Here is a 22,617-nt window from a genome sequence, read left to right as displayed (position 1 = left end):
TTAACGTTGTCTGTTACTTCTGTAGCCTGTGGCTCGGAAGATCGGACATCTCAGGGACGAGATCGACAGCAAACTACTTCCGTCCAAAATCCGGCGGTCAGTAATAACACCAATCAAAAGCCGATCGCTGATGGCAAATATCCCGTCCAGCAAGCCACCTATAACGATGCAAACGGTGAATACAGCCTCATGCTGCTGAACACACCTGCTGGTACGCCACCTGTGTACCGCAGTACCAATCTCCAAATGGCGCGATTGACCGATGAAGAAGTCAAAGCAAATGAAAAGGCTTATTTCAAGTCAGAAAACGGGCAAGTCTCCCTCCACGTGCCAGAAGACTTTAAAATTGAGTATGTGCATAATGTGACACAGGCTCAGACCAATCCTCAAACCGGACAACAAGAAACCGTTGTCGTCCGACGAGAATCCAACTTCTGGGCACCTTTTGCTGGTTCTGTCGCTGGCTCTCTAGCCGGACAAGCGATCGGGAATGCCTTGTTTAGACCGCAGTATTATGTACCCCCAGTTTATAATTCTGGTGGACTGCGTGGCTTTGGTGGCTATGGTAGTAATTACGGTCAAGCCGTCCAAGGTTATCAAACTCGCTACAATAGCCAGCCCCCAGCAGTCGTCAATCGGACGACACTACGGACGACGGGTAGATTGAATAATAACAATAACTTCAATCGCACCAATACCAATACCAATCGTTCAGTCGAGCGCAATCGCGGCACTGGTTCGGGTTTTGGCAGTAGCACCCTGCGTCAATCCGATCGCTCTCGCTACAACCAACGTCCCGCAGGCGGTTCCAGCCGCAGCTTTGGCAGTGGCGGTCGCAGCCGTTCCGGTTCGGGTTTTGGCAGTCGCCGACGCTAAACTAGGCTTTAGGTGTTAGGTATTAGGCTTTAGGGATTAGATGGTAGGATTTAGGTGTTAGGTATAGATCTAGCCTAAAACCTAAACCCTATTCCCTAAAGCCCAAAGCCCAAAGCCTAATACCTAATTTCTATTCCCTAATACCTAATACCTAACACCTAACATATGGCAGTCAAGAAAGGAGATTCCGTGCGCGCGATCGCAAATATGCTGGCAAACAGTCTCGAAGCTAAAGCTAGTGACGCCAGATTTCCCAAATATTTATTTGAAACCAAAGGTGAGGTGTTAGATCTCCGAGGGGACTACGCGCTAGTTAAATTCGGGCAAGTGCCAACACCAAACATTTGGCTCCGACTCGACCAGCTAGAAGGATTTTAAGCTAGCTGCGGCGATCGATGTCTGCCTGGACACAGATGAATGCTCGGAGAATGATGGCAATAATGGCACCATTCCACTACCGACAAAAACCAGTAGATATTTCTATTAGTTTTTGTCGCGTAAGAGTTCTTTAATTTGTCTGAGGGCGGCTGGCAAAATATTGAAAACAGCCCAACCAGCCGCAGCAGCTAGAGGAGCAAGCACGATTAACAGCCGAAAGTCGAAGTCCATAGTTGTTTTCCTAAATTAAAAGTAAAAGCTTTGTCGCTCACTAAAGATCGCCTACTTACTTTAGCAGAATTAGGGACTGGTATTGGATTCATCCCTAAATTGACAAGTTGTAAGTGTTGTGGTGTGAAGTATGGATTTGGGGAGGGAAAGCGAGCTGAGTATTGACGAAGCTTCGCCAACGTCGCTCGCGTTCCACCCAGAGCAGTCGAGAGTTACACTGCTGAGCGGTCGCGATCGATTTTAATCGTGCCGCGACCGCGCAATAAGCCAGTATTCGCACCCGGACAGATATGGCTCAGCGGTTGTAGGGCGGGAAAATGTTGCCAAATAGCGGCAACGCTGCGAAGCTGGCGCGGCCAATGAAAAGTCTTGGGAGTACGGATGGGTACGGCAGCACCTAAGTGGTCTGGCAATAAATGCCGACCTGTAAACAATACACCACCAGCCTCAGCATAATAGACACAAAAAGATCCGGGTGAATGTCCGGGAGTCCAAATTGCGTGTATGCTATCGTTAATACTAATTTTGGACTGAAATGTCGTGACTTTTAGTCCTGGAAGTAGGTAGGCTTCTTGTTCTTGTACGACAACTTCACAGTTAAATTCAGAGACGATCGCTGGAGTTTGACCGATGCCCCCCCGATGGGTAATTGCTAACGAACGAATGCCACCACGATCGCGGACAAACTGGCGATTGACATCATTCCAAGCGGGACTATCGATTAAGATATTGCCATTGGGAGTCACGATCGCGTAAGCAGTCCCGCCGAGGGTATCACGGTTGGGGGGAAAAGCAAAGATACCTGGTAGAATTTCTGTTGGCGGTTTAGTGACAGGAGTTGTAATTGACAGTGATGGGTTAGATAAGTTTGATTCGGGCGGCATAAAGAGTTTAAATAAAGTTGAGCAATTGCTAAGACTGCTGCGGTTGAAGCCTGGGTGACGAGTGCTTCAATCGCAAATCGATGGCAACAACTAGTTCTCTGTTTCGATCGATTAATTAGTAATTTTATTCATGTGGTTGTCTCTACTATTCATCTTAATCTTAGCGGGCGTCTTGACATATATCATTCTGGATCGAACTGTCAGTCAGGTGACTGTAGTGCCGCTCTGGATTTTGTGGGCGATCCTGATGATTCCACCCTTGTTGACGGGTGCGACAGTAACGTGGAGTAAGCAAGTTCCACCGTTGCCAATTTTTATTGTCGGCTGATCCATGTGCTGGTTTCTCTACTGTCGGTTGCTCGACTGGCGGCGACCGAGATCGCGATCGATCGACCCGGTTGCTGCTCCTACCGATCCAGCCCTGCTCCAAGCGATCGATTCGCCAGTTTTAGCGCCAGCCGAAGACCCAGCAACGACCACCCTAGCAGAGACTGAGCCAGCTACTAGCGCTCGACCGATCGAAGCTCACGAGGAGGCGATCCTCAAGACCTGTTTTGCTTGGAATGTGTTTTTTCTTGAAAAAATTGAATATCGCCCCCAAGCCGTCTTATGTCGCGGTAAATTGCGAACCGATCCCGATACCGCTTATGCGACCCTCAAACATAATGTGGAAGATTTATTCGGCGATCGGTTTTTTATTTTATTTCAATATAGCCTATCGACAGGCAAGCCCTTTTTTGCCCTCGTCCCCCGCCCCCAGCAAACCCTAATTACCGGATCGCAACGGTGGCTCGATGGCGCGATCGCGATGGTATTATTAATGCTCACATCGATTCCGACGACCTATTTTGGTGCGGCGTTAGCCCGGTTGCCCCAAGGCGATATCGGTGAGATTCTTCAAGCGGGTTTACCCTATGCGATGAGCCTTATTTCGATTTTAGGATTGCATGACTTAGGGCGTTATTTGGTCGCGCGATTTTATCAGATCGACACCAATTTACCCTATTTTATTCCATTACCATTTTGGCCGGGTACTTATGGCTGTCTGGTGCAAATGCGATCGCCCATTCCCAACCGCAAAGCCGTGTTCGATCTGGGCTTTGGGGCGTCGATTTTCGGACTGGCGATCGCGATTCCATTGTTACTGTGGGGGCTGAGCCAATCAGAGATCGTACCGATCGAACTCAAGTCCACCTTGTTATCTTTTCACGCATTCGACCCGCGCTTTTCGATCTTGCTGACATTATTGAGTAAGTTAGCATTAGGCAGTAGATTTGTCGCCGAACGCGCGATCTCATTGAATACAGTCGCGATCGCCGCTTATATTAGTTTCCTAGTAATCACGGTCAAATTGATGCCCTTACGCCGACTCGATGGCGGCTACATCGTGCATGGGATGTTCGGTCAAAAAACCAGCGCGATCGTCTCCCAGCTAAGTAAGCTAATCTTATTCATTCTTGGCGTAATTCGGTTTAGATCTTCAGATGGGAATACCGATCTGCTATTTTTAGCAATTTTCGTATCGCTCATCCCCGCGATCGACGAACCCGCACTCAATGATGTCTCCGATCTAAATCACTGGCGAGATGCCCTAGGTATCGGCATCCTAGCCATTTTAATCCTCACGCTCATTCCCGTACCAGCAATCTTAAGCCAGTTACTCAATATTTAGAGTAGTGAATAGTGAATAGTGAGTAGTGGATAGTGGATAGTGGATAGTGAATTGTCAATTGTCAATCGATCGTATCCCAACCGACCCCAACTAAAGTCCAGACTGGAGTGAATGCCGCACCACGCTGTCTTGTCTCGCTAAACCGTTGGGAAACAAAGGCGTGCGCGAGCCGCTTTCAACGGGGGGCTGGGGGTCGGTACCCCCAGATCCGGGTTCTGCCTCCGCCAGGAAGATCGCAACTCACTAATATCTAACATTTGCCGCTTCGCTAAGTACAACAACCGATCGATCGACCAGCCATATCTAAAGTTTGCCGCTGCGCTGAGTACAATCACTTATCGATCTAAAATCCAACCAATTGTCAAGAAACCCTGACAATTACCACAGCCCAAACGACGCAAATTCGTTAAACCCCAGAAATTGAAGGCGATCCCCCCTTGACTAACTAGGGCAAAGTTTTGTTAAATGGATTAAAGAAACATCAATTATTAATAACTAACAACAACCTATAACTGGTTCGGAAACTAGTAACTTAAATTAACAGATGTATTTTTAAAGATCGCAATTTAGTCACCTGCAATCGAGCTACACCCTCGACTGAGCAGACTCTAGAAATTTAATAAACAGCTTAAAGATAGTTAGGTCAGTAATCCACTGACTAACGATAGCAACTTTTACTAGATGACAACAAGTGTAGATACAAGTTCGCTGAATTTGCTATTTCCACATTATTCGGAGGTCAGATCGTGGCGACAGATAACGCATTAGAAGAAATGACCCTCAGACAACTACGCCGCGTGGCGAGTGTGTGTGGAGTGTCTCGATACAGCAGGATGCGGAAATCCCAACTCCTGGAAGAAATTCAGAAAATTCAGACTAGTCAGTCTACTCATATTCCATCTACTCAACTGGAGGCACAATTAGAAGTGGAAGCAGGCAAATTTGAACTCGGAGTCGATGTCGATCTTACCGCTGCGGAATTAGTAGCAGTAGATGAAGGATTGGGAGATTTGCCTAACGGTTATGGCGACAGCCGCATCGTGTTATTACCTCGCGATCCGCAGTGGGCTTATGCTTACTGGGACATTCCCATCGAGCACAAAAATGAATTGCGCTACCACGGCGGACAACAATTGGCGCTGCGGATCTATGATGTTACCGATATCAATCTAGAGCATCAAAGCCCCCACAGTATCCAAGAATACCCGATCGATGAGATGGCTCGTGAATGGTACCTCCCCATCCCCGTGAGCGATCGTTATTACACGATCGATATCGGCTATCGTTGTGGCGATGGTAGATGGTTGGTACTGGCGCGTTCGGCATCTGTGGGCATTCCTCCCGTTTATCCCTCTGACTGGATCGAAGATATCTTCATCACCGTACCGTGGGAAGAAGAACTCGTGGGCAAAACATTTGTCGAATTGGTACCTCCCACCTACAAAGGATCTGAAGATGGTGTTAGTGGCACGAGTGCTACAACAGGTACCGATAATAACCCAAATGCGATCTACGAGCGGATCTTTGGCATGGGTGATTCAGTCGATTCCTTACGGATTTCTGGCTCGCTCTACGGTTCGATGCAGCATTCGCCACTAGAGTCGATTAGTTCCTTTGTCTTCCCCTCTGGAGCTGGCATGTGGGCACTACCAACGGCTTCTGGCGTGAATATGTCCGGTGTGGGTATGTCCGGAATCGGCATGGACATCAGCGAACGTCAGCGTCAATTCTGGCTGATTGCTGATGCGGAATTGATCGTCTATGGTGCTACCGAACCCGATGCAGCAGTATCCATCGGCGGACGCCAAATCAAGCTCAATCCCGATGGTACCTTCCGGTTCCAGATGTCCTTCCAAGACGGCAACATCGATTATCCAATCGTGGCTGTCGCTAAAGATGGCGAACAGCAACGCTCGGTACATATGACATTCGATCGCTCGACGCCTTCGCGGAATACTAATACCAAGGAAGAAGCAGTAGCCGAAAAGTGGTTCTAGGCGCTCTGTGGAGTCAGCCAACCAGTCGTAGCAACTGGACGATCTAAATTAGCCCCATCAATCCTCGCGGTTGGTGGGGCTAATTTGTCGCGATCGAGCGGTAGTGACATTTAGCCCTAGTTCAGTCAAACCTGTTATCCTAGAACTATTATGGGCAATTTGTGTCGTCTGTAACAATACAATCGAAATCTCGATCTGTTAGCTAAAATCGGCAAATCTTCGCTCCATATCTAGCCAAAATTAGTTAACTAGCGATCGCGCTTGCCTCAACCCCACCTTTAAATTCCCAATTTACATGACTAATGCGACACCGCGCGGCCAAAATCGAAAATCGTCGGTACTTCCCGATAATGACTGGCGATTATTATTGAGATTGTTACCCTATGCTCGTCGCAGTGGTAATTTATTTTTCGTGTCATTTGGGTTGTTGATTCCATTGGCAATTGCTAATGCGGTACAACCGCTAATTGTCGGTCAGGCAATCTCGAAGATTAGGGATGAAAAAACTTGGGATTTTGTTAGTAATTTATCCATGTTAGATGGATTGAATGTTCTGACATTACTGCTAATGGCGACGGTAGTTGTCAGATTAGTTTTGACCGCAATTCAAGGTTATACATCCCAACGGATCGGGCAACAAATTACCGCCGATATTCGCAATGATTTATTCGATCGAGTGACATCTTTGGCGGTGCGGTTTTTCGATCGAACGCCTGTGGGTAAGCTGATCACCCGCTTGACTAATGATGTGGAAGCTTTGGGCGATGTCTTTACCAGTGGGGCGATCGGGATTATTAGCGATTTATTCTCGATCGTGGTGATGATTTATTTTATGATTATGCTTCAGTGGCAAATTGCCCTGGTGTTATTAATCATGTTGATTCCAGTTGCGGCAATAGTAATCTATTTCCAACAAGAATATCGTAAAGCAAATTATCGCGGTCGGGAAGAGTTGTCATTACTCAATTCGATGGTGCAAGAAAATGTCGTCGGCATTAATGTCGTCCAACTATTTCGGCGCGAAAAATATAATGCCGAACTATTTCGGACGGTACGCGATCGGTATATTCGCGAAATCGATAAAACTAACTTTCATGACTCGGCAGTTTCGGCGACTTTAGAGTGGATTTCACTCGTGGCGATCGCCGCAGTACTCTGGTTGGGCGGTTTAATGGTATTGAATAAAACTCTGGATTTTGGAACTTTGTCTGCGTTTATTTTGTACGCGCAAAGATTGTTTGAACCCTTGCGGCAATTTGCCGAGAAATTCACCGCTATTCAATCGGGGTTTACCTCAGTAGAACGGATTAATGATATCCTCAACGAGCCGATCGAAATTCAAGATATCGATCCAGCGCAAAGCGAACATCTGACGCATGTCGATAGTGCTTCCCAAGGTGAAATTCGGTTCGAGCATGTCTGGTTTGCTTATAAAGATGATGACTATGTAATTCGCGATTTGGACTTTACGATTAAGCCAGGTGAAAAGATCGCCTTAGTCGGGCCGACTGGTGCGGGTAAAAGCTCGATTATTCGCTTGCTCTGCCGTCTATATGAGCCTACAAAGGGGCGAATTTTGGTGGATGGGGTAGATATCAAAAATATTACTCAAGCCGAACTCCGCCGCTATTTGGGCGTGATTTTGCAAGATGGTTTTCTGTTTGCTGGCAACGTGCGGGAGAATATTACCTTGGGTGAAAGTTATACCGAAGCGGAAATCCTCCACGCGGCTCGATCGACAAATATCGATCGCTTCATCACTCAACTCCCCCAAGGTTATGATACCCAATTACGCGAACGCGGCGCGAATTTATCGGCTGGACAAAAACAACTAATTGCTTTTGCGCGATCGGTAATTCGTAATCCCAGAATTCTCGTTTTAGATGAAGCCACCGCCAGTCTAGATGTCGGAACGGAAGTCTTAATTCAAGATGCTTTGGATCGAATAATTGTCGATCGGACAGCAATTATTATCGCCCACCGTTTATCGACAATTCGGAATGTCGATCGAATTTTTGTCCTCAAACAAGGTAGTTTGGTCGAGTCGGGTACCCATGAGGAATTACTGGAGCAGGGTGGCTTGTATGCAGGTTTATATCAATTACAAATGCTAGGGACTTAGTTTGTAGTCAACTGTACGGCAATACCGAACAGAAATGCTACACTAGTCGTACAAGTTTCATTAGGTCATTAATGATGAAATTATCTGGAATCCAACTCGGGATCGTGACGATGTTAGCAGGCGTATTAGTGCCGATCCCGGCACTGAGCCACAGCCTGAACCGAACAGAAAAGACACGTCTCACTTCGAGTCTACTCGCCCAAGTCGCTAGATATCGCCCATTAGTAGATGCAGCCAACCAAGAAGAACAGCTAGCAAATCAGGCAACTACTAAATATGCTGCGGCATTCGAGCAATTCCGGAACGCACCCAATCGCGATCGAGCATTTAAACTTACCAACGTTCTCATCCAAACATCTGGGCAAGCAGCCGTTCATCTTCAGCGAAATAGTGAGTTGGGATTACAAAGCTTGCCTTACTATGCTGGCGATCCAGCATCAGCCCAAACCACATTAGACACCACATACCGAATCAGGGGGGAACTAGCTCAGGTTTATCGGGGCTACAATCAACTTTCCAAGCAGACTCGGAGTGCCATCCAAGCTCGTGACGACGCTAAATTAAATGTATTGTTGACTAAATTTACCATGCTCAACGAAAAGGGCGCACAGTTGGTTGAAATGAGCAATCAAGTTGCTCAAGCTTACCAAAATCGCAGCAGTGCGGTAGGCGCTCAAGCGATCGGCAATTTGAATAACCAAATGAGAAATGGTCTTAATCAAAGAGGTCAATCAACAAAATGTATGGTGTCCAATTTACCCTATGGTTCACCATCTCAAGTCGCTGGTAATGCTAGTGCCTATTGTAATTCACCTTAGCTCGATCGCTCGAACAAACTCAAGCATCTCTAGATGTAAGTATCGCTAGTTTACAAGATATTCAACGTAACTGGAATTAGTCATGAATAAAGAGTTTAAAATGCCCGATCCGGAAACTAGAGCCAGAGATATTGCTAATTTGAGAGCAGCTTGTCGGATGCTAGATATCACCAATTTAATGCTAGATGAAGCGTTGGCGTAGCCTACCGGAGGTAATCTCAATGGCTGATGCTCACCTACTCGCACAACGCCGGACGAGATTATCCTCCAAGTCTAATTATATTCCCACCGATCGGGTCGAGAGCTGACGATCGAATTTGTGCGAATAATTTATCGGGGAAGACGTCAAGACAGCGAACAATTGTGTTAAAACATAAGTTTGCTCTATCGTGAATTCCCCGCTCGATCCCTATGGCTTCAACCGACCGAGACACCATTCGCATCCGTGGTGCAAAACAGCATAATCTCAAGAATATTAGTTTAGAGCTACCGCGCGATCGATTGATAGTATTCACAGGGGTGTCTGGTTCGGGCAAATCCTCCCTCGCCTTCGATACGATTTTTGCTGAGGGTCAGCGGCGGTATGTGGAGTCCCTGAGTGCCTACGCGCGGCAATTTCTGGGACAATTGGATAAGCCAGATGTGGATGCGATCGAAGGTTTGAGTCCAGCCATCTCGATCGATCAAAAGTCTACTTCTAATAATCCCCGATCGACTGTCGGGACGGTAACGGAGATTTATGATTATTTTCGGTTATTATACGGTCGCGCGGGTACGCCGCACTGTCCGCAGTGCGATCGATCGATCGCGCCCCAAACAATCGATGAAATGAGCGACAGAATTCGCGCTCTCCCCGAACGGACTAAGTTTCAGATCCTAGCTCCCATTGTGCGTGGTAAGAAAGGGACGCATCAAAAGGTGTTATCTAGTCTCGCATCTGAAGGCTTCGTAAGAGTGCGGATAAATGGTGAAATTCGCGAATTAGCCGATCGGATTGTCTTAGATAAAAATCAACATCATACGGTCGAAATTGTGGTCGATCGGTTGGTTAATAAAGAAGGGATCGAATCGCGCTTATCCGACTCTTTGACCACCTGTTTACGACATGGAGAAGGTATAGCCACCATTTCCATTATAGCGGATGAATCTGAGGAAAACAAGGAAAACTTACCACAAGAACTAGTCTTTTCAGAGAAATTTGCCTGTCCCGAACATGGCGCAGTAATGGAAGAATTATCGCCGCGATTGTTCTCTTTTAATTCACCTTACGGTGCTTGTCCAGCTTGTCACGGTATCGGTAGCTCCCGCACATTCGACCCCGAATTAATTATTCCCGATCCATCTGCGGCTGTCTACCACGCGATCGCACCGTGGTCGGATAAAGATAATTCCTATTATTTATCCCTATTATATAGCCTGGGTCAAGCCGCCGGATTTGCCCTCGATACCCCGTGGAATAAACTCACTCCCGAACAGAAAAACCTGGTTTTGGAAGGACGCACCGAGCCGATTTGGATGGAAGATATCGACGAACATCGTCGCTTTAAAGGTGTACTTAAAATTCTCGATCGTCAATACAATGATGCCTCAGAATTGCAAAAGCAAAAGCTCGAACAATACCTTACCAATCGCCCTTGTGAAGCCTGCGGTGGCAATCGTTTAAAAGCCGAAGCCCAATCGGTAAAATTGGGGCAGTATGGCATTCTGGATTTTACCAGTGCATCGATCGATGAATGCTTGGACAAACTCGATCGTCTAAAATTAACTGATAAACAAATTAAAATCGGCGAATTAGTTCTCAAAGAAATTACCGCCCGACTACAATTTTTACTCAACGTTGGTTTAGATTATCTCACACTCGATCGAGCGGCGATGACCCTCTCCGGCGGCGAAGCCCAACGCATCCGCCTCGCTACCCAAATCGGTTCCGGCTTGACAGGCGTATTATACGTCCTCGACGAACCGAGTATCGGCTTGCACCAGCGCGATAACGGACGGCTACTAGACACCCTCACCAAATTGCGCGACTTAGGCAATACCCTCATCGTTGTCGAACATGACGAGGACACCATCCGCGCCGCCGACCATCTCGTCGATATCGGCCCCGGTGCAGGCGTACATGGTGGTAAGATCGTCGTCGAGGGCGACCTAAATGCGCTGCTAAATTCCGAAGATTCAATTACAGGTGCCTATTTATCGGGACGCATGGGAATCGAGACACCCGCCATCCGTAGAGAAGGAAATGGACGCAATCTCACCCTCAAAAACGCCAACCGCAATAACCTCAAACATCTCGATGTCGAGTTCCCGCTCGGTAAACTCGTCTCAATTACAGGCGTATCCGGTTCGGGCAAATCCACCCTCATTAACGAGCTATTGCACCCCGCCTTACAGCACCACCTCACCAAACGGGTACCATTTCCCAAAGATGTCGATGAGTTGCAAGGCATTAGTGCGATCGATAAAGTTATTATCATCGATCAATCGCCGATCGGACGTACTCCGCGATCGAATCCCGTCACTTATACAGGCGTATTCGACACCATCCGCGAAGTCTTCACCCAAACCATCGAAGCCAAAACACGCGGCTATAAAGCCGGACAATTTTCCTTCAATGTCAAAGGCGGACGCTGTGAAGCCTGTGGCGGACAAGGCGTAAATATCATCGAGATGAACTTCCTCCCCGATGTCTACGTCCAATGCGATGTCTGCAAAGGCGAACGCTACAACCGCGAAACCCTCCAAGTTAAATATAAAGGCAAATCGATCGCCGATGTCCTAAATATGACCGTCGAAGAAGGCTTAGAATTCTTCCAAAATATCCCCCGCGCCGCCACCCGCCTCCAAACCCTCGTCGATGTCGGCTTGGGCTACGTCAAACTCGGACAAACCGCCCCTACCCTTTCCGGCGGCGAAGCCCAACGCGTCAAACTCGCCACCGAACTCTCCAAACGCGCCACGGGTAAAACCTTGTACTTAATTGACGAACCTACCACCGGACTGTCATTCTACGATGTCCACAAGCTCCTCGACGTGCTGCAAAGACTAGTAGACAAGGGGAACTCCATGATCGTCATCGAACACAACCTCGACGTGATTCGCTGCTCCGACTGGACGATCGATCTGGGGCCAGAAGGTGGTAATAAGGGAGGAGAATTAGTAGCAGTGGGAACGCCAGAACAGGTGGCGAAAAATCCTAAGTCGCATACTGGGAAGTATTTAAAGCAGGTGTTGAAACAACACGCGCAATCTGTGAAGAACTAATAATTATTGAGCTTTATTCACTAAATCATGGATGCGAAAGCTCTGTCTCTGAGCTAGGATATTAGAAGCACTGAATACACATATTAACTTCAGGAATGTAGATATGTTGCAATCAATCGCGGGAACTTATGAAAATGGAATTGTCCAATTAACGGAGATTCCGCCAAATATTCGATCGAGTAAAGTAATAGTTACCTTTTTAGATTCTATAGATACTAATCCGACAAATCGATTTATCACTCTTGGCATGTTTTCAGGCAACAAGCAATCTACCACCGAAGATTTTAAAATCGCCGAGTTCCAGGAAGATATAGATGATTCTCTCGACTGGAGTTGAAATGCAATACATCGTTGATACTCATGCGTTAATTTGGTTTCTAGAAGGTAATCCTCGGTTGGGAAACGCGGCAAAGCAGATTTTGGAAAATTCAGAAAGTAAATTAGTTTTACCAGCGATTGCGCTAGCTGAAGCATCCTTTATCGTCGAGAGAGGGAAAACTTCCATTCCTTCAGTTAACGATTTACATACCGCAGTTAATGGCGATCCAAGGGTCGTTGTTTATCCACTAGATCGAGCAATCATTGAAATTACAAATACTTTACTCAGTATCAATGAAATGCACGATAGACAGATTGTAGCTACTGCGATAATCTTAAAAAATCAAGGCAAACAGGTTAGTATTCTGACTTGCGATCGAAACATCACTATGTCGGGCGTAGTTCCAATTATTTGGTAATCATCACACTGATGCAACTGGAAAATCGAAGTAGTCATACAAAATAGCATAGTCTTTATTATTTCTTCTGCCCATAAGGAATAAATCGAATTTCAATCCTGCGTCTAGTATCATCGGCACCTCGATCGATCTTGGCAAGTTTACCCGATGGCATGTATAATTGACCAGCAGAATAAGCTCTGAAATTAACTTTGCCTAATTTTTTGGTATTCAAAAACTGGACTACTGCGACTGCTCTCATTAGACCTAGATCGGTATTAGATCCAGCTTTCAAAGCGTTAATTTTTTCACTTCCAGTCGCAGCGGCGGTGAGTTTCCCGTCAAGGTTACTGGCATTACTAATTCCCTGGCTATCCGTATGACCAATTACTTGGATAAAATCAATATTACCTTGTCTAGTTGCGTTCTGAATTGCGGGTATAACATTTGTCTGAATATGCTTGAGGAGTTCAGGTGTTAGATTTGCACTTCCTGAAGGAAATTTGAATTCCCCAGACTTTTCATCAATAATAATTGGCTCGACAGATATGTTTTTTTCTTCAGTCTTTAATATCAACTGTAATAAACTAATTAGTAATAAAAAGCTAATAATCATGAAAGCATTTGACATCAGATCGGTAAATGCTTGAAATATATTTAACTCTTCATCTTGATGGGATCGATCGATTCTTCTAGACATAACATTTTAATTTAATTACTTTGCGAAAGCCCTTGTAAACCCGATCGCTCTCTACTATTTTTATTGTCAACATTTGACACAATTATTTCTAGTTTTTCAATCACTGTTAACAATCTTTGTAAAGACTCTCGATCGGTTTGAATTTTTGGCTCCAAGATATTTACTAATGATTGCCAATTGGAGCGATTTGTTATACCAATATCTTGGATAGATAAATCTGTGTTGTTCAATACTTTTAGATAATTGCGATTGAATCCATCTATGGCAGTTTGTGTCGATTCAGAAACTTGGACGTTATTTTTACTCAGATTGACTACTTCCGATCCAACTTGTTGAAGAGAATTAACTGCTCGATCGATCGCAGCAATTGCTGGCTCTAATTTGGCTGTAACTGGCTGGAGATTTTTGGAAGCTTGACTAAAGATTGCGGTAGAATTGGCAAATTCAGTCTGAGTATTTTGCCACTTATTAGCGGCGTTAGTGAGATCGAGTGCGAGTAAACTATCTCGAACAACCTGAGCAGCATTAACGAAATCATGCGATCCTTCTTGAAGGCTGGAGGTAGTTGTTACCAGCCCTTGATAGACTTGTTTGATGATTTGATTTGCTTGCTGATGACTGCTCATCATTTCTTCAACACCTACCGCTAAAGTTTGAGTTGAGTTGGTAAATTCTGCTTGAGTGGTGCCAAGGTTTGTTACTAAAGTATTTAAATTTTTAATAATGTTGTTTGTCTTAACTTTATTAGCAGCCGATACAAAGTCACTTATGCCAGTTTGTAGCTGTGGTACCAATCCTACTAAAGTTTGTGTTTGCCCTTGCAATGATGTCGCGGCTTGCTGAAAGAGGATCGCCCCATTATTGATTGTTTCAGATGCGGCATCAATTTTATTTGTAGAGGCTTGCCATGTCGTGTAAACTGTTTGAGCTAGTTGCGCGGCTGTTTGGTTGCTGGTGGTAATTCCTTCGAGTGAACCTTGCAGAGTTTGGGTAGAATGGGTAAAAGCTGTTTGAGTGGTGGTGAATTCTGCTAATACTCGATCGAGATTTTGGATGATATTATTTTGCTCCAATTTATTAGCCGCTGTCTCAAAAGTTTTTGCACTTTTTTGAATTCCTGGTACAAAAAATGCAAAAGTCTGAGCATGAGTTTCCATCAAGGTGACTGCACTTGAAAAAGTATTTGCACTACGTTCGATGGTTGTAGATGCGTTATCCATAGAAGAGATCGAAGTATGCAAACTCTGATACACTTTTTCGGCTAATTCTGCGGCTGTCTTGTTGCTGCTGGTAATACCTTCAAGTGAATTCTCTAGAGTTTGAGTAGAATTAGTAAAAGCCTGTTGACTGGTATTTAGTTCTGCTAAGATGCGATCGAGATTTTGGACGATATTATTATTTTCGATTTGGTTAGCGGCTATTTTAAATGTATCTACGCCACTTTTAAATTCATATAGGGATTCGGCGAGAGTTTTAGTTTGAGACTCTAGGGATTTAGCTGCATACTGAAAGGTACTTGCACCTGTAGAGATTGTACCAGCAGCATTTGAGAAGTTGGTGTAGACATTTTCGGCAATTTTGTTAATTCTGCCGCATTCTTCAGCAATTTGATTTGCAGCTTTACCGAAGGATCTTTCTAGTGCTGCACCGACATTTTCATGAAATCTGGTGAGAAATTCTTGCTGTTGCGTTACCATGCGATCGATCGCTGTATCTAGTCTAGTATTACCTTCAACAGTTGGTTTATAGATATTATCGAGATAGTCTTCTAATCCTGATATTAATTGATACTTGGCAATGCTGATACTGCAAGTAGTATTATTTACAGTTAAGATCGATCCTGCTAATAATCCAAAGAGACTTGTAGAAAAAGCAACTCCCATATCTCGTAGTGGTAATTGCAATCCCTGAACTAGTTTACCAACATCAGGAGTACTTTCACTGAAACCAGTTACGATACTTGAAATATTGGTTAAGTTGCTAGTGATTCCCCAAAAGGTACCGATCAAGCCAAAAGCGATTAATAAATTTGGTAAGGCTTTAGTAATGCCATCTGCGCGATCGTATTGCAGTTTGAGAAATAAAAATCTTACTCTTTCTTCCTTGTAGACACTATCAATTAACGCAGGAGTATTGACATGCTCTAACTTTTCACTTGCCTCTTTATAACGTTCTCTCAGTCGAGCGACAATTGGTGGTTGAATTCCTTCTGAATTGCCACCCAGCAATAGTCGAGAAGTTTTTTTATTGGTTTCTTCAAGTTTTTTGTAAAGAGTAAGCCGTAAAGAAACTGCCGCACCGCTAATAATAACTAATATTAAAATCGAAGCCCAAGTTTCTGATGGTATTAATGTAAAAATTTGCATTTATTAAATATAGATTTTAGTAAAAATTTTAGATGTATGGCTGGTATAATGTTACCAGTCATAATTCATGTTATGAAGATTTAGCATCAACTATATCTGCATCAATTTCCCCAAGAGAAGACTCCGCAAACGAATCTCGATCGTTAGTAACTGGACGTTGAGCTTGTAGCGTTTGACTATAGTTAATCGAATTGGTTTTAGCCTCTTGTGCTAACTTGTCTAAATAGCCCCATAGCAGCTTTAAAATTCCGTTTGTGGCTGGTCGATCGATTGTCGCTTCTTCACCGAGTACGATGTTAATTTCAGAGTAGTTTGGGCTATTTCTAGAGAGATTATCTACCTGCTGAATAAACGATCGCAGTTGCGGTAAATATATGTCCGTCCATTGGCTGGGATTGGTTTGAATTTCAGTGATAATGCTATTGCGTCGATCTCGCAGGCTCTCCACAACGCCGTTAGATTTGGATATCTGCTCTAAGGCTTCGCTCCAAATTAGACTGAGTTGAATCGAGTTATTGCGATCGCGAAATTCGTCATATACTTCGTACAGGTAACAATTATCCTGCGGTACCAATATCCCGAAAGCCAAGCAAGCATAGAAAGCATCTTGCATCTCTTCCATCCGCCGCGCATCTGGTGGGATAATTTCGGAGAATATTTGTTGATAGTCGTTATGAATTCGCGCTCTGTTTTGGGAGCATTCGCGATCATAATGTTCGCGCATTCGATCGATCCCTTGAATTAACCGCAGCGGGAAAGCTGCATATTCATTGACAATCGTTATTTCACTATCATTTTGACTTGATTTAAGTATAGATTCGCTAATGCCAACATTTCTAGTTAGTAACTCTTGTAATTGTTGACTAGCGCGATCGTCGGTTTGCTTGAAAGCAATAATTTCGGACTTATTACCACCATCCTCATAAAAATGCCCATCTCTAGTTAATAAGGGAAGTAATGGTTGAGCTTCACTAATAATTTGACGCATTCGGCGTTCGGCATTACCAGAAGCTAGCGGGTATTTCTGAAGAAACCTTGCCATGACTGGCTGTAATGAACTAATCGCTTGAGTACCAAATATTTTATCTATCGTCGCAGTAATATTAGTTCCTACCAATCTTTCATCGACATCGCGGGAGCCGACAAAATAATGAATTACCGAGCCAGTTGATGTCTTTTCCTCGTCAGTCACTCGCACTAAGAAGTACATCAATGACTGTTCGACGAATGTAAACTTCTCGGTGAGAATTTGCCCACTGATATCGATGAGAATAGATTTTTCATTCTGCTCTGGTAGAAATTCGAGGTAGCAGACATTAGCATCTTCCGGTGAGAACAAAGCTTCACCAGTAATTCCGTCTGGATTCAGTCGTTCTAGATCTTCACACCGCTTCTTATAGTTTAGTTCGACTGCGACTAATAATTGGTCGATCCAGCCAGCTTCCAGGATGAGCGATCGAATAAAGCTCGATAGTTCACTGGCGATAACTAATGCTGTTTTATAAAGCTGATAATCAAAGTTCTCCTGAATTAGCTTTTTATTAATAGTGACAATCTGCGTAGCTTCAATCTGAAAATCTTTGTTTTTCTGCTTGTTATTATCTAACATGCCGAGAAAACCTTTTTTCTCCTCAATATCTTGAATCCGACGCTCGGCATTTCGCCATTGAGTATCGAGATCTTCTTGAGTGGATAAACCACCTTTGTTTTGGATATAATCTTCTAGCCCGCGTTGATAGTCATTGATGTGTGTCAAGATCGCTTCGAGCCAACCACGGGCACTATTGAGCGAAAATTCAGAATGAGATGGGGTGAGTAGTTCGCCAAAAAAGTGCCCGATATCATTTATGAGGAGATTGCTAAGTTGGGGTTGAGTTTTTTGGATGCGAGTTAACCATGCACCGCGAATATCATCAGTTTCTCCAGGTTGAACTTTCCGAAACTGGGCGCGGGTATCGCTGCGGAGTTGTTGGAGTAATTGCGATCGATCTGTTGATGTTTTCACCATCGCAATTTCTTGTTCGATTTTACTATTCCAAGTCTTTAGAGCTTGCGCGAATGTTTTGCCATTATCTTGCACCAGATCTCGCAGACGGTGGGGAAATTCTCGATCCGCGCTAGAGTCACCCCACTTCGATAAAAAGCGATTTAATAATAGCCCTGGATCTGGACTTTGCCCGATGCCTCGGAGCCAAAAATTAATCAGTCGCCGACTGACATTAGTCAATGACATTTGCACGATTCGCTCTTGGGGCGAATAGATTTTAGCTAATCCAAACGTCAGATATCGTTGGACATTACGACGAGGATGACTATCTAAGCGGGTGAGTTTATCGCGGAAATTGTCCTTCTGGCTTTTAATTACCGAAGTCAATTCGTCGCCAAAGTCGAGGAAAATTTTGTGAGCGACGACATTACAGAGCTTATTTTTATCTAGAATCCGATAATCTGTCGCCGTGCGATTCGACAGCACGTAAGTAAAATCAAACGGCGGACGATCTTCATCCACCGAAATCAACTGCTGAGGATCGTAACAGGCTTTGAACCGCGTATTACTAGCCGCATAGTGGTTTAACTCCTTCAATGCCGCATAAACATTGGCATTCATGCTGGGAGTATCGCCATAAAGTTCGGGACTAATCACCCAGTAGCCGACTAATTTATTCTCAATATCCCCATAAGCCTTTCGTAGCGCATACGCCACATCCAAAAACATCCCGCTACCAGTGCCGCCACACAGAGAGCCAACCACAAAAATGTTTAAACCAGACTCCACGCTAAATCCCTGCCCTAGCATAGCTTGTTCGTGCCCTCTGGTGCGATTTTCGGCAGTCTCAAATGCAGCTTTAATCTTGCGATAATTATGGAAAAAAGATAGTCTCCCCACGGGGCGAATCCCGCCAGCACCATCTTCGATCGCCTTTACATTCCGAATCAATTGAGGTGGCAACCAGCTTCTAATATGATCGTAGGGACTCTGACGTTCAAATTCACCCTGCTGCTCCAATCCACCGATTAACTGGTCGATTTCTTGACTGCTCATCGTTGCAGTTAACCGTTCCGCAGGCGTGAACAGAATATTTTCACCCCGATAGGTATTCCCAGTACTCAAACCCGAAATATCACTCGCCCCTTTATCCGCGTCGATATGGACAAAACTCACCACTGGCAAAGCATCGAGCCTGCCATATCGATCGATAATCAGCCGCCGAATCTGCATCAGCACATCCCGCCCAGTACCACCTAAGCCGATGCAAAGAGTCCGTTGAATAGTTTGAGACATAATTTTAAATGGGAGAGGGGAGATGGGAGATTGTAGACTCTATCACCAAAATAAATATTTCAGTGATTCGATTGTTGACGACAGAATGCGGATTACAAGAGTTTTATTTTTAAAAACTAGAACTGCTGCCAAAATCAGTGCATAGTTTAGTTAATAACGATCGTGAGTTCCAATTCGCGAGACTGGTGGGGATAATTGAGCCGAATACATCTACCTGTCAGGATTTGACGTTGAGTGACTTCGCTATTTTGGTAATGAATCGGCAACTCACCACTCGGCTCCAACCACAACTTGTTGCCCTCACGCCGCAGGTAGCCGCGAATATCGTGCCCCCGACATTCGATATCGCTACCGATGCCCAACTTTTGCCGATTGCGGAGATAGCAAATCTGTTGCTCAGAGTCACTTGCATCGCCAATTGTTAGCTTCCAAGCTTGCTGGAGACTGCGCCAATGTCTAAACCACCAAATACCACCTGCTAGTGTTGTTAATATGCCCAAAGAACTCAGTAAAACGGGTAGCCAAAGCTGCTGAACTAAATAACCATTAATCAAACAGGTTTCGCTCCCACCTGGTGCTGGGGTGCAAAATTCCTGCACTGTCGGCGCAATATCCACCACACTCAAGTTATAGTTGCCGATTTTTTGCGATCGCATTTGCAATGGCAAAGCATTCAGCCATTCTTGTCGCTCCTTACTTTCTGCCGAATTTTGCTGACGAAACGGACTAGTGGCTGGAGTCTCTACCCATGTAGCCGAAGTGATGCCTGGTTTAGTTAATAGTGGCGCATCTGTCAGCCACACCACCGACTGGGATCGAATACTTTTATTAGCGGTGAGCCGACACTGATTTAACTGCGCTAAACCTTTGTAAATTGTCGCTTCCGCGATCTGAATATCGGTATTCTGTAAAGCATTACTAGATTTGAGCGGCAATGTCTGAAGAATGCGATCGATATCCGCTGGCTTACCACTAAACGGCATCGCCGCATCTGCGGATAAGCAATCTACCTGTGGTTGCAACGGATTCACCGTCGAGGCAAATGGCACGACATATACCGCATCACCGGGATGCAAACTATCTTGAATAATCTGTTTGAGCCGTAACCGCCCCTCATCATTCAAGCGGACACTTCCAGTTAGATCGATCGCTAGTACTACATCCCGCCCTTGGTGGCTGGATGTCAGTTTCAGACCTGTTTTTTGCCAGTCAGACGGTTGATGACTCGGCACGACTTTCGAGCAACTTGAGTTCAAGGGAAAATAGTTGGGGAGTATATCGGATATACCTATAGTTCCCTCTGTCTTTACCAAGTGATACATCAAGATGCTTAAACTAGCTAAAATTTATGAAGCAGACGAATAAGTTGCATTGACTCTTCACGGGAGACGATCGATGACATTCGTTTGCAACGCTTCTCTTTCAGAGAAGCGCGTTCCTAATCTGATGAAAAAGAGGGAACTAATTAAAGATCTCAGGGGTGGTATAATAGCATCCGCCACAATAACCCGTTTGTAAATACTATGTCCGTTTCTGCGGTATTGCCAGCATTATTGGTTCTAGCGGATGGCACAACCTACCCTGGTTGGTCATTTGGCGCAATGGGTACGACCATTGGCGAAGTTGTCTTCAATACGGGGATGACTGGCTATCAAGAAGTCCTCACCGATCCTAGCTATAGCGGTCAAATTGTCGTGTTTACCTATCCAGAATTGGGTAATACAGGCGTCAATCCCGACGATGAGGAGTCTCACGCTCCTCACGTAAAAGGTGCGATCGCGCGGAATGTCTGCTATCGTCCGAGTAACTGGCGATCGACAGCCTCTCTCCCTAAATATCTCGAACATCACCATATTCCGGGGATTTATGGCATCGACACCCGTGCGCTGACTCGCAAATTGCGATCGGCTGGAGCCATGAATGGGGCGATTTCGACAGAAGTTCTCGATCCTGCCGAACTGTTAAACCTGGTCAAATCTGCGCCCGATATGACCGGGTTAAACTTGGTCGATAATGTTACTACGCCAGCAGTATATGAGTGGTCGCAGCCGAGCGAAGCGATGTGGGAGTTTAGATCCGACGACCCAGCTAGCGATCTCGAAAAATTAACGGTAGTTGCCCTGGATTTTGGCGTCAAGCGCAATATCCTCAAACGGTTAGCGAGCCACGGTTGTCGGGTGATTGTCGTGCCAGCGGGTACTTCCGCTGCTGAAATTCTCCAGCACAACCCTGATGGGATCTTCCTCTCTAATGGCCCTGGCGACCCCGCCGCAGTGGCTAATGGGATTGCCACCACTAAAGAGTTATTGAGTGCTGACAAGCCGATTTTCGGCATCTGTATGGGTCATCAAATCCTCGGTCTATCCATGGGCGCGGCAACATTCAAACTCAAATTCGGACATCGCGGACTCAATCAACCCGCCGGACTCACCCAAACAGTCGAAATCACCAGCCAAAATCATGGCTTTGCGATCGCGGCTGATTCGTTGAGTGCCGAAATCGAGATCACCCATCTCAATTTAAACGATCGGACGATCGCCGGATTGCAGCACAAAACGCTGCCCTGCTTCTCGGTGCAATATCATCCAGAAGCCAGTCCTGGCCCACATGACGCCGATTATCTGTTTGCCAAATTCGTCCAACAGATGCGGGAGTCGAGAAAATAGGCATAGAAGACGGGCGATCGATTGCCAGCCATTAGATAGAGGATAAACTTGACAAAATAGCTGTAACTTGGAATCGATCCAGAGTATTGTGTGAGATCGCTCGCTAAATAATAATTTATTTAAGTAAAAATTTAAGGAGGCTATTATCGCTGAACCACTAAGCCTAACCGTGAGTCTCCGAGGCACTCGCGAAGTCAAAGATAACTATCAACTCTTCCGTCTGACTGGATTACTAGACGCCTTTTCAGAGCCGACTTTTAGAAAGGTCATGGATAAGTGCGTCGAAGAAGGCCCTGGAAACCTGATTCTGGATCTATCTAAAATCGATTTTGTCGATAGTTCTGGCTTGGGTGCGCTAGTCCAACTAGTTAAAAAGGCTCAAGGTGTTGAAGGAACCGTCCAAATTGTCACCAACGCACGAGTTACCCAGACTGTTAAGCTCGTCAGACTAGAGCAATTTCTCTCACTCCAGACCTCCGTCGATGCCGCATTAGCAAGGCTCGATCCAGGTGTAAAGGGTAAAGGGTAGAGAGAGGGTAGAGGGTAGAGGGTAAAGGGTAAGGGGTAAGAGGTAAGAGGTAAAAGACTTAAACGATCCGTCTCCCAACTCCCAACTCCCCATTCCCTACCCTCTACCCTCTACC

18 protein-coding genes are annotated in these 22,617 nt (G+C 45.3%); 12 read left to right on the top strand and 6 right to left on the bottom strand.

Annotated features, from left to right (window positions below):
* Together RMO52_RS09170 and RMO52_RS09165 are read left to right on the top strand one after the other, a co-directional pair.
* The coding region (locus RMO52_RS09170; RefSeq protein WP_310413182.1) for a hypothetical protein at positions 1-876 on the top strand (876 nt) is incomplete at its 5' end.
* A 165-nt stretch (positions 877-1,041) separates the two neighbouring features.
* Entirely contained in the window at positions 1,042-1,254 is a 213-nt protein-coding gene (locus tag RMO52_RS09165; protein WP_309728676.1) for an NAD(P)H-quinone oxidoreductase subunit O, read from the top strand.
* A gap of 105 nt (positions 1,255-1,359) precedes the next feature.
* Here RMO52_RS09165 and RMO52_RS09160 read toward each other — a convergent pair whose 3' ends face one another.
* On the bottom strand, positions 1,360-1,485 hold the full coding sequence (locus tag RMO52_RS09160; protein ID WP_309728675.1) for a photosystem II protein Y: 126 nt from the start codon (positions 1,483-1,485) through the stop codon (positions 1,360-1,362).
* Positions 1,486-1,697: 212 nt separating this feature from the next.
* Entirely contained in the window at positions 1,698-2,369 is a 672-nt protein-coding gene (locus tag RMO52_RS09155; RefSeq protein WP_310413179.1) for an MBL fold metallo-hydrolase, read from the bottom strand.
* Between the two features lie 130 nt (positions 2,370-2,499).
* Between RMO52_RS09155 and RMO52_RS09150 the strand changes: the two genes are divergently transcribed.
* The 8 genes from RMO52_RS09150 to RMO52_RS09115 all read left to right on the top strand — a co-directional run bounded on the left by RMO52_RS09150 (position 2,500) and on the right by RMO52_RS09115 (position 12,979).
* Complete coding sequence (locus RMO52_RS09150; protein ID WP_310413176.1) at positions 2,500-2,697, top strand: hypothetical protein; 198 nt, start codon at positions 2,500-2,502, stop codon at positions 2,695-2,697.
* A 3-nt stretch (positions 2,698-2,700) separates the two neighbouring features.
* Positions 2,701-4,041 carry a site-2 protease family protein gene (locus RMO52_RS09145; protein WP_310413173.1) on the top strand — a complete coding sequence of 447 codons (1,341 nt, stop codon included), beginning with the start codon at positions 2,701-2,703 and terminating at the stop codon, positions 4,039-4,041.
* Positions 4,042-4,814: 773 nt separating this feature from the next.
* Positions 4,815-6,038 (top strand): DUF4912 domain-containing protein, encoded by a 1,224-nt coding sequence (locus RMO52_RS09140; RefSeq protein WP_396134931.1) that lies wholly within the window; start codon positions 4,815-4,817, stop codon positions 6,036-6,038.
* A 295-nt stretch (positions 6,039-6,333) separates the two neighbouring features.
* Positions 6,334-8,160 carry an ABC transporter ATP-binding protein gene (locus RMO52_RS09135; RefSeq protein ID WP_310413167.1) on the top strand — a complete coding sequence of 609 codons (1,827 nt, stop codon included), beginning with the start codon at positions 6,334-6,336 and terminating at the stop codon, positions 8,158-8,160.
* 71 nt (positions 8,161-8,231) lie between these two features.
* Positions 8,232-8,978 carry a hypothetical protein gene (locus RMO52_RS09130; RefSeq protein WP_310413165.1) on the top strand — a complete coding sequence of 249 codons (747 nt, stop codon included), beginning with the start codon at positions 8,232-8,234 and terminating at the stop codon, positions 8,976-8,978.
* Between the two features lie 411 nt (positions 8,979-9,389).
* On the top strand, positions 9,390-12,242 hold the full coding sequence (gene uvrA / locus RMO52_RS09125; protein WP_310413162.1) for an excinuclease ABC subunit UvrA: 2,853 nt from the start codon (positions 9,390-9,392) through the stop codon (positions 12,240-12,242).
* Between the two features lie 103 nt (positions 12,243-12,345).
* Positions 12,346-12,579 carry a hypothetical protein gene (locus tag RMO52_RS09120; protein ID WP_310413160.1) on the top strand — a complete coding sequence of 78 codons (234 nt, stop codon included), beginning with the start codon at positions 12,346-12,348 and terminating at the stop codon, positions 12,577-12,579.
* A gap of 1 nt (position 12,580) precedes the next feature.
* Positions 12,581-12,979 carry a PIN domain-containing protein gene (locus tag RMO52_RS09115; RefSeq protein WP_310413157.1) on the top strand — a complete coding sequence of 133 codons (399 nt, stop codon included), beginning with the start codon at positions 12,581-12,583 and terminating at the stop codon, positions 12,977-12,979.
* A 58-nt stretch (positions 12,980-13,037) separates the two neighbouring features.
* On the opposite strand, the gene RMO52_RS09110 is transcribed toward RMO52_RS09115, so the two are convergent.
* The 4 genes from RMO52_RS09110 to RMO52_RS09095 form a co-directional block, all read right to left on the bottom strand.
* Positions 13,038-13,658, bottom strand: a complete 621-nt coding sequence (locus tag RMO52_RS09110; protein ID WP_310413154.1) for a hypothetical protein — start codon at positions 13,656-13,658, stop codon at positions 13,038-13,040.
* An 11-nt stretch (positions 13,659-13,669) separates the two neighbouring features.
* Entirely contained in the window at positions 13,670-16,024 is a 2,355-nt protein-coding gene (locus tag RMO52_RS09105) for a hypothetical protein (RefSeq protein WP_310413152.1), read from the bottom strand.
* A 70-nt stretch (positions 16,025-16,094) separates the two neighbouring features.
* Positions 16,095-19,307: a tubulin-like doman-containing protein gene (locus RMO52_RS09100; protein ID WP_310413149.1), complete on the bottom strand. Its 3,213-nt coding sequence runs from the start codon at positions 19,305-19,307 to the stop codon at positions 16,095-16,097.
* Positions 19,308-19,453: 146 nt separating this feature from the next.
* The gene (locus RMO52_RS09095; RefSeq protein WP_310413146.1) at positions 19,454-20,539 is read right to left on the bottom strand and encodes a VWA domain-containing protein; all 1,086 of its coding nucleotides are present in this window, start codon (positions 20,537-20,539) and stop codon (positions 19,454-19,456) included.
* A 291-nt stretch (positions 20,540-20,830) separates the two neighbouring features.
* On the opposite strand from RMO52_RS09095, the gene carA reads away from it, so the two are divergent.
* Positions 20,831-21,973, top strand: coding sequence for a glutamine-hydrolyzing carbamoyl-phosphate synthase small subunit (gene carA, locus RMO52_RS09090; protein ID WP_310413143.1), 1,143 nt, complete (start codon positions 20,831-20,833; stop codon positions 21,971-21,973).
* Positions 21,974-22,142: 169 nt separating this feature from the next.
* On the top strand, positions 22,143-22,502 hold the full coding sequence (locus RMO52_RS09085; RefSeq protein ID WP_309745440.1) for an STAS domain-containing protein: 360 nt from the start codon (positions 22,143-22,145) through the stop codon (positions 22,500-22,502).
* Positions 22,503-22,617: the final 115 nt, after the last annotated feature.

The sequence above is a fragment of the Chamaesiphon sp. OTE_8_metabat_110 genome, from assembly GCF_031382685.1.
Classification (GTDB): domain Bacteria; phylum Cyanobacteriota; class Cyanobacteriia; order Cyanobacteriales; family Chamaesiphonaceae; genus Chamaesiphon.
This window is presented reverse-complemented; position numbering and strand designations above follow the sequence as displayed.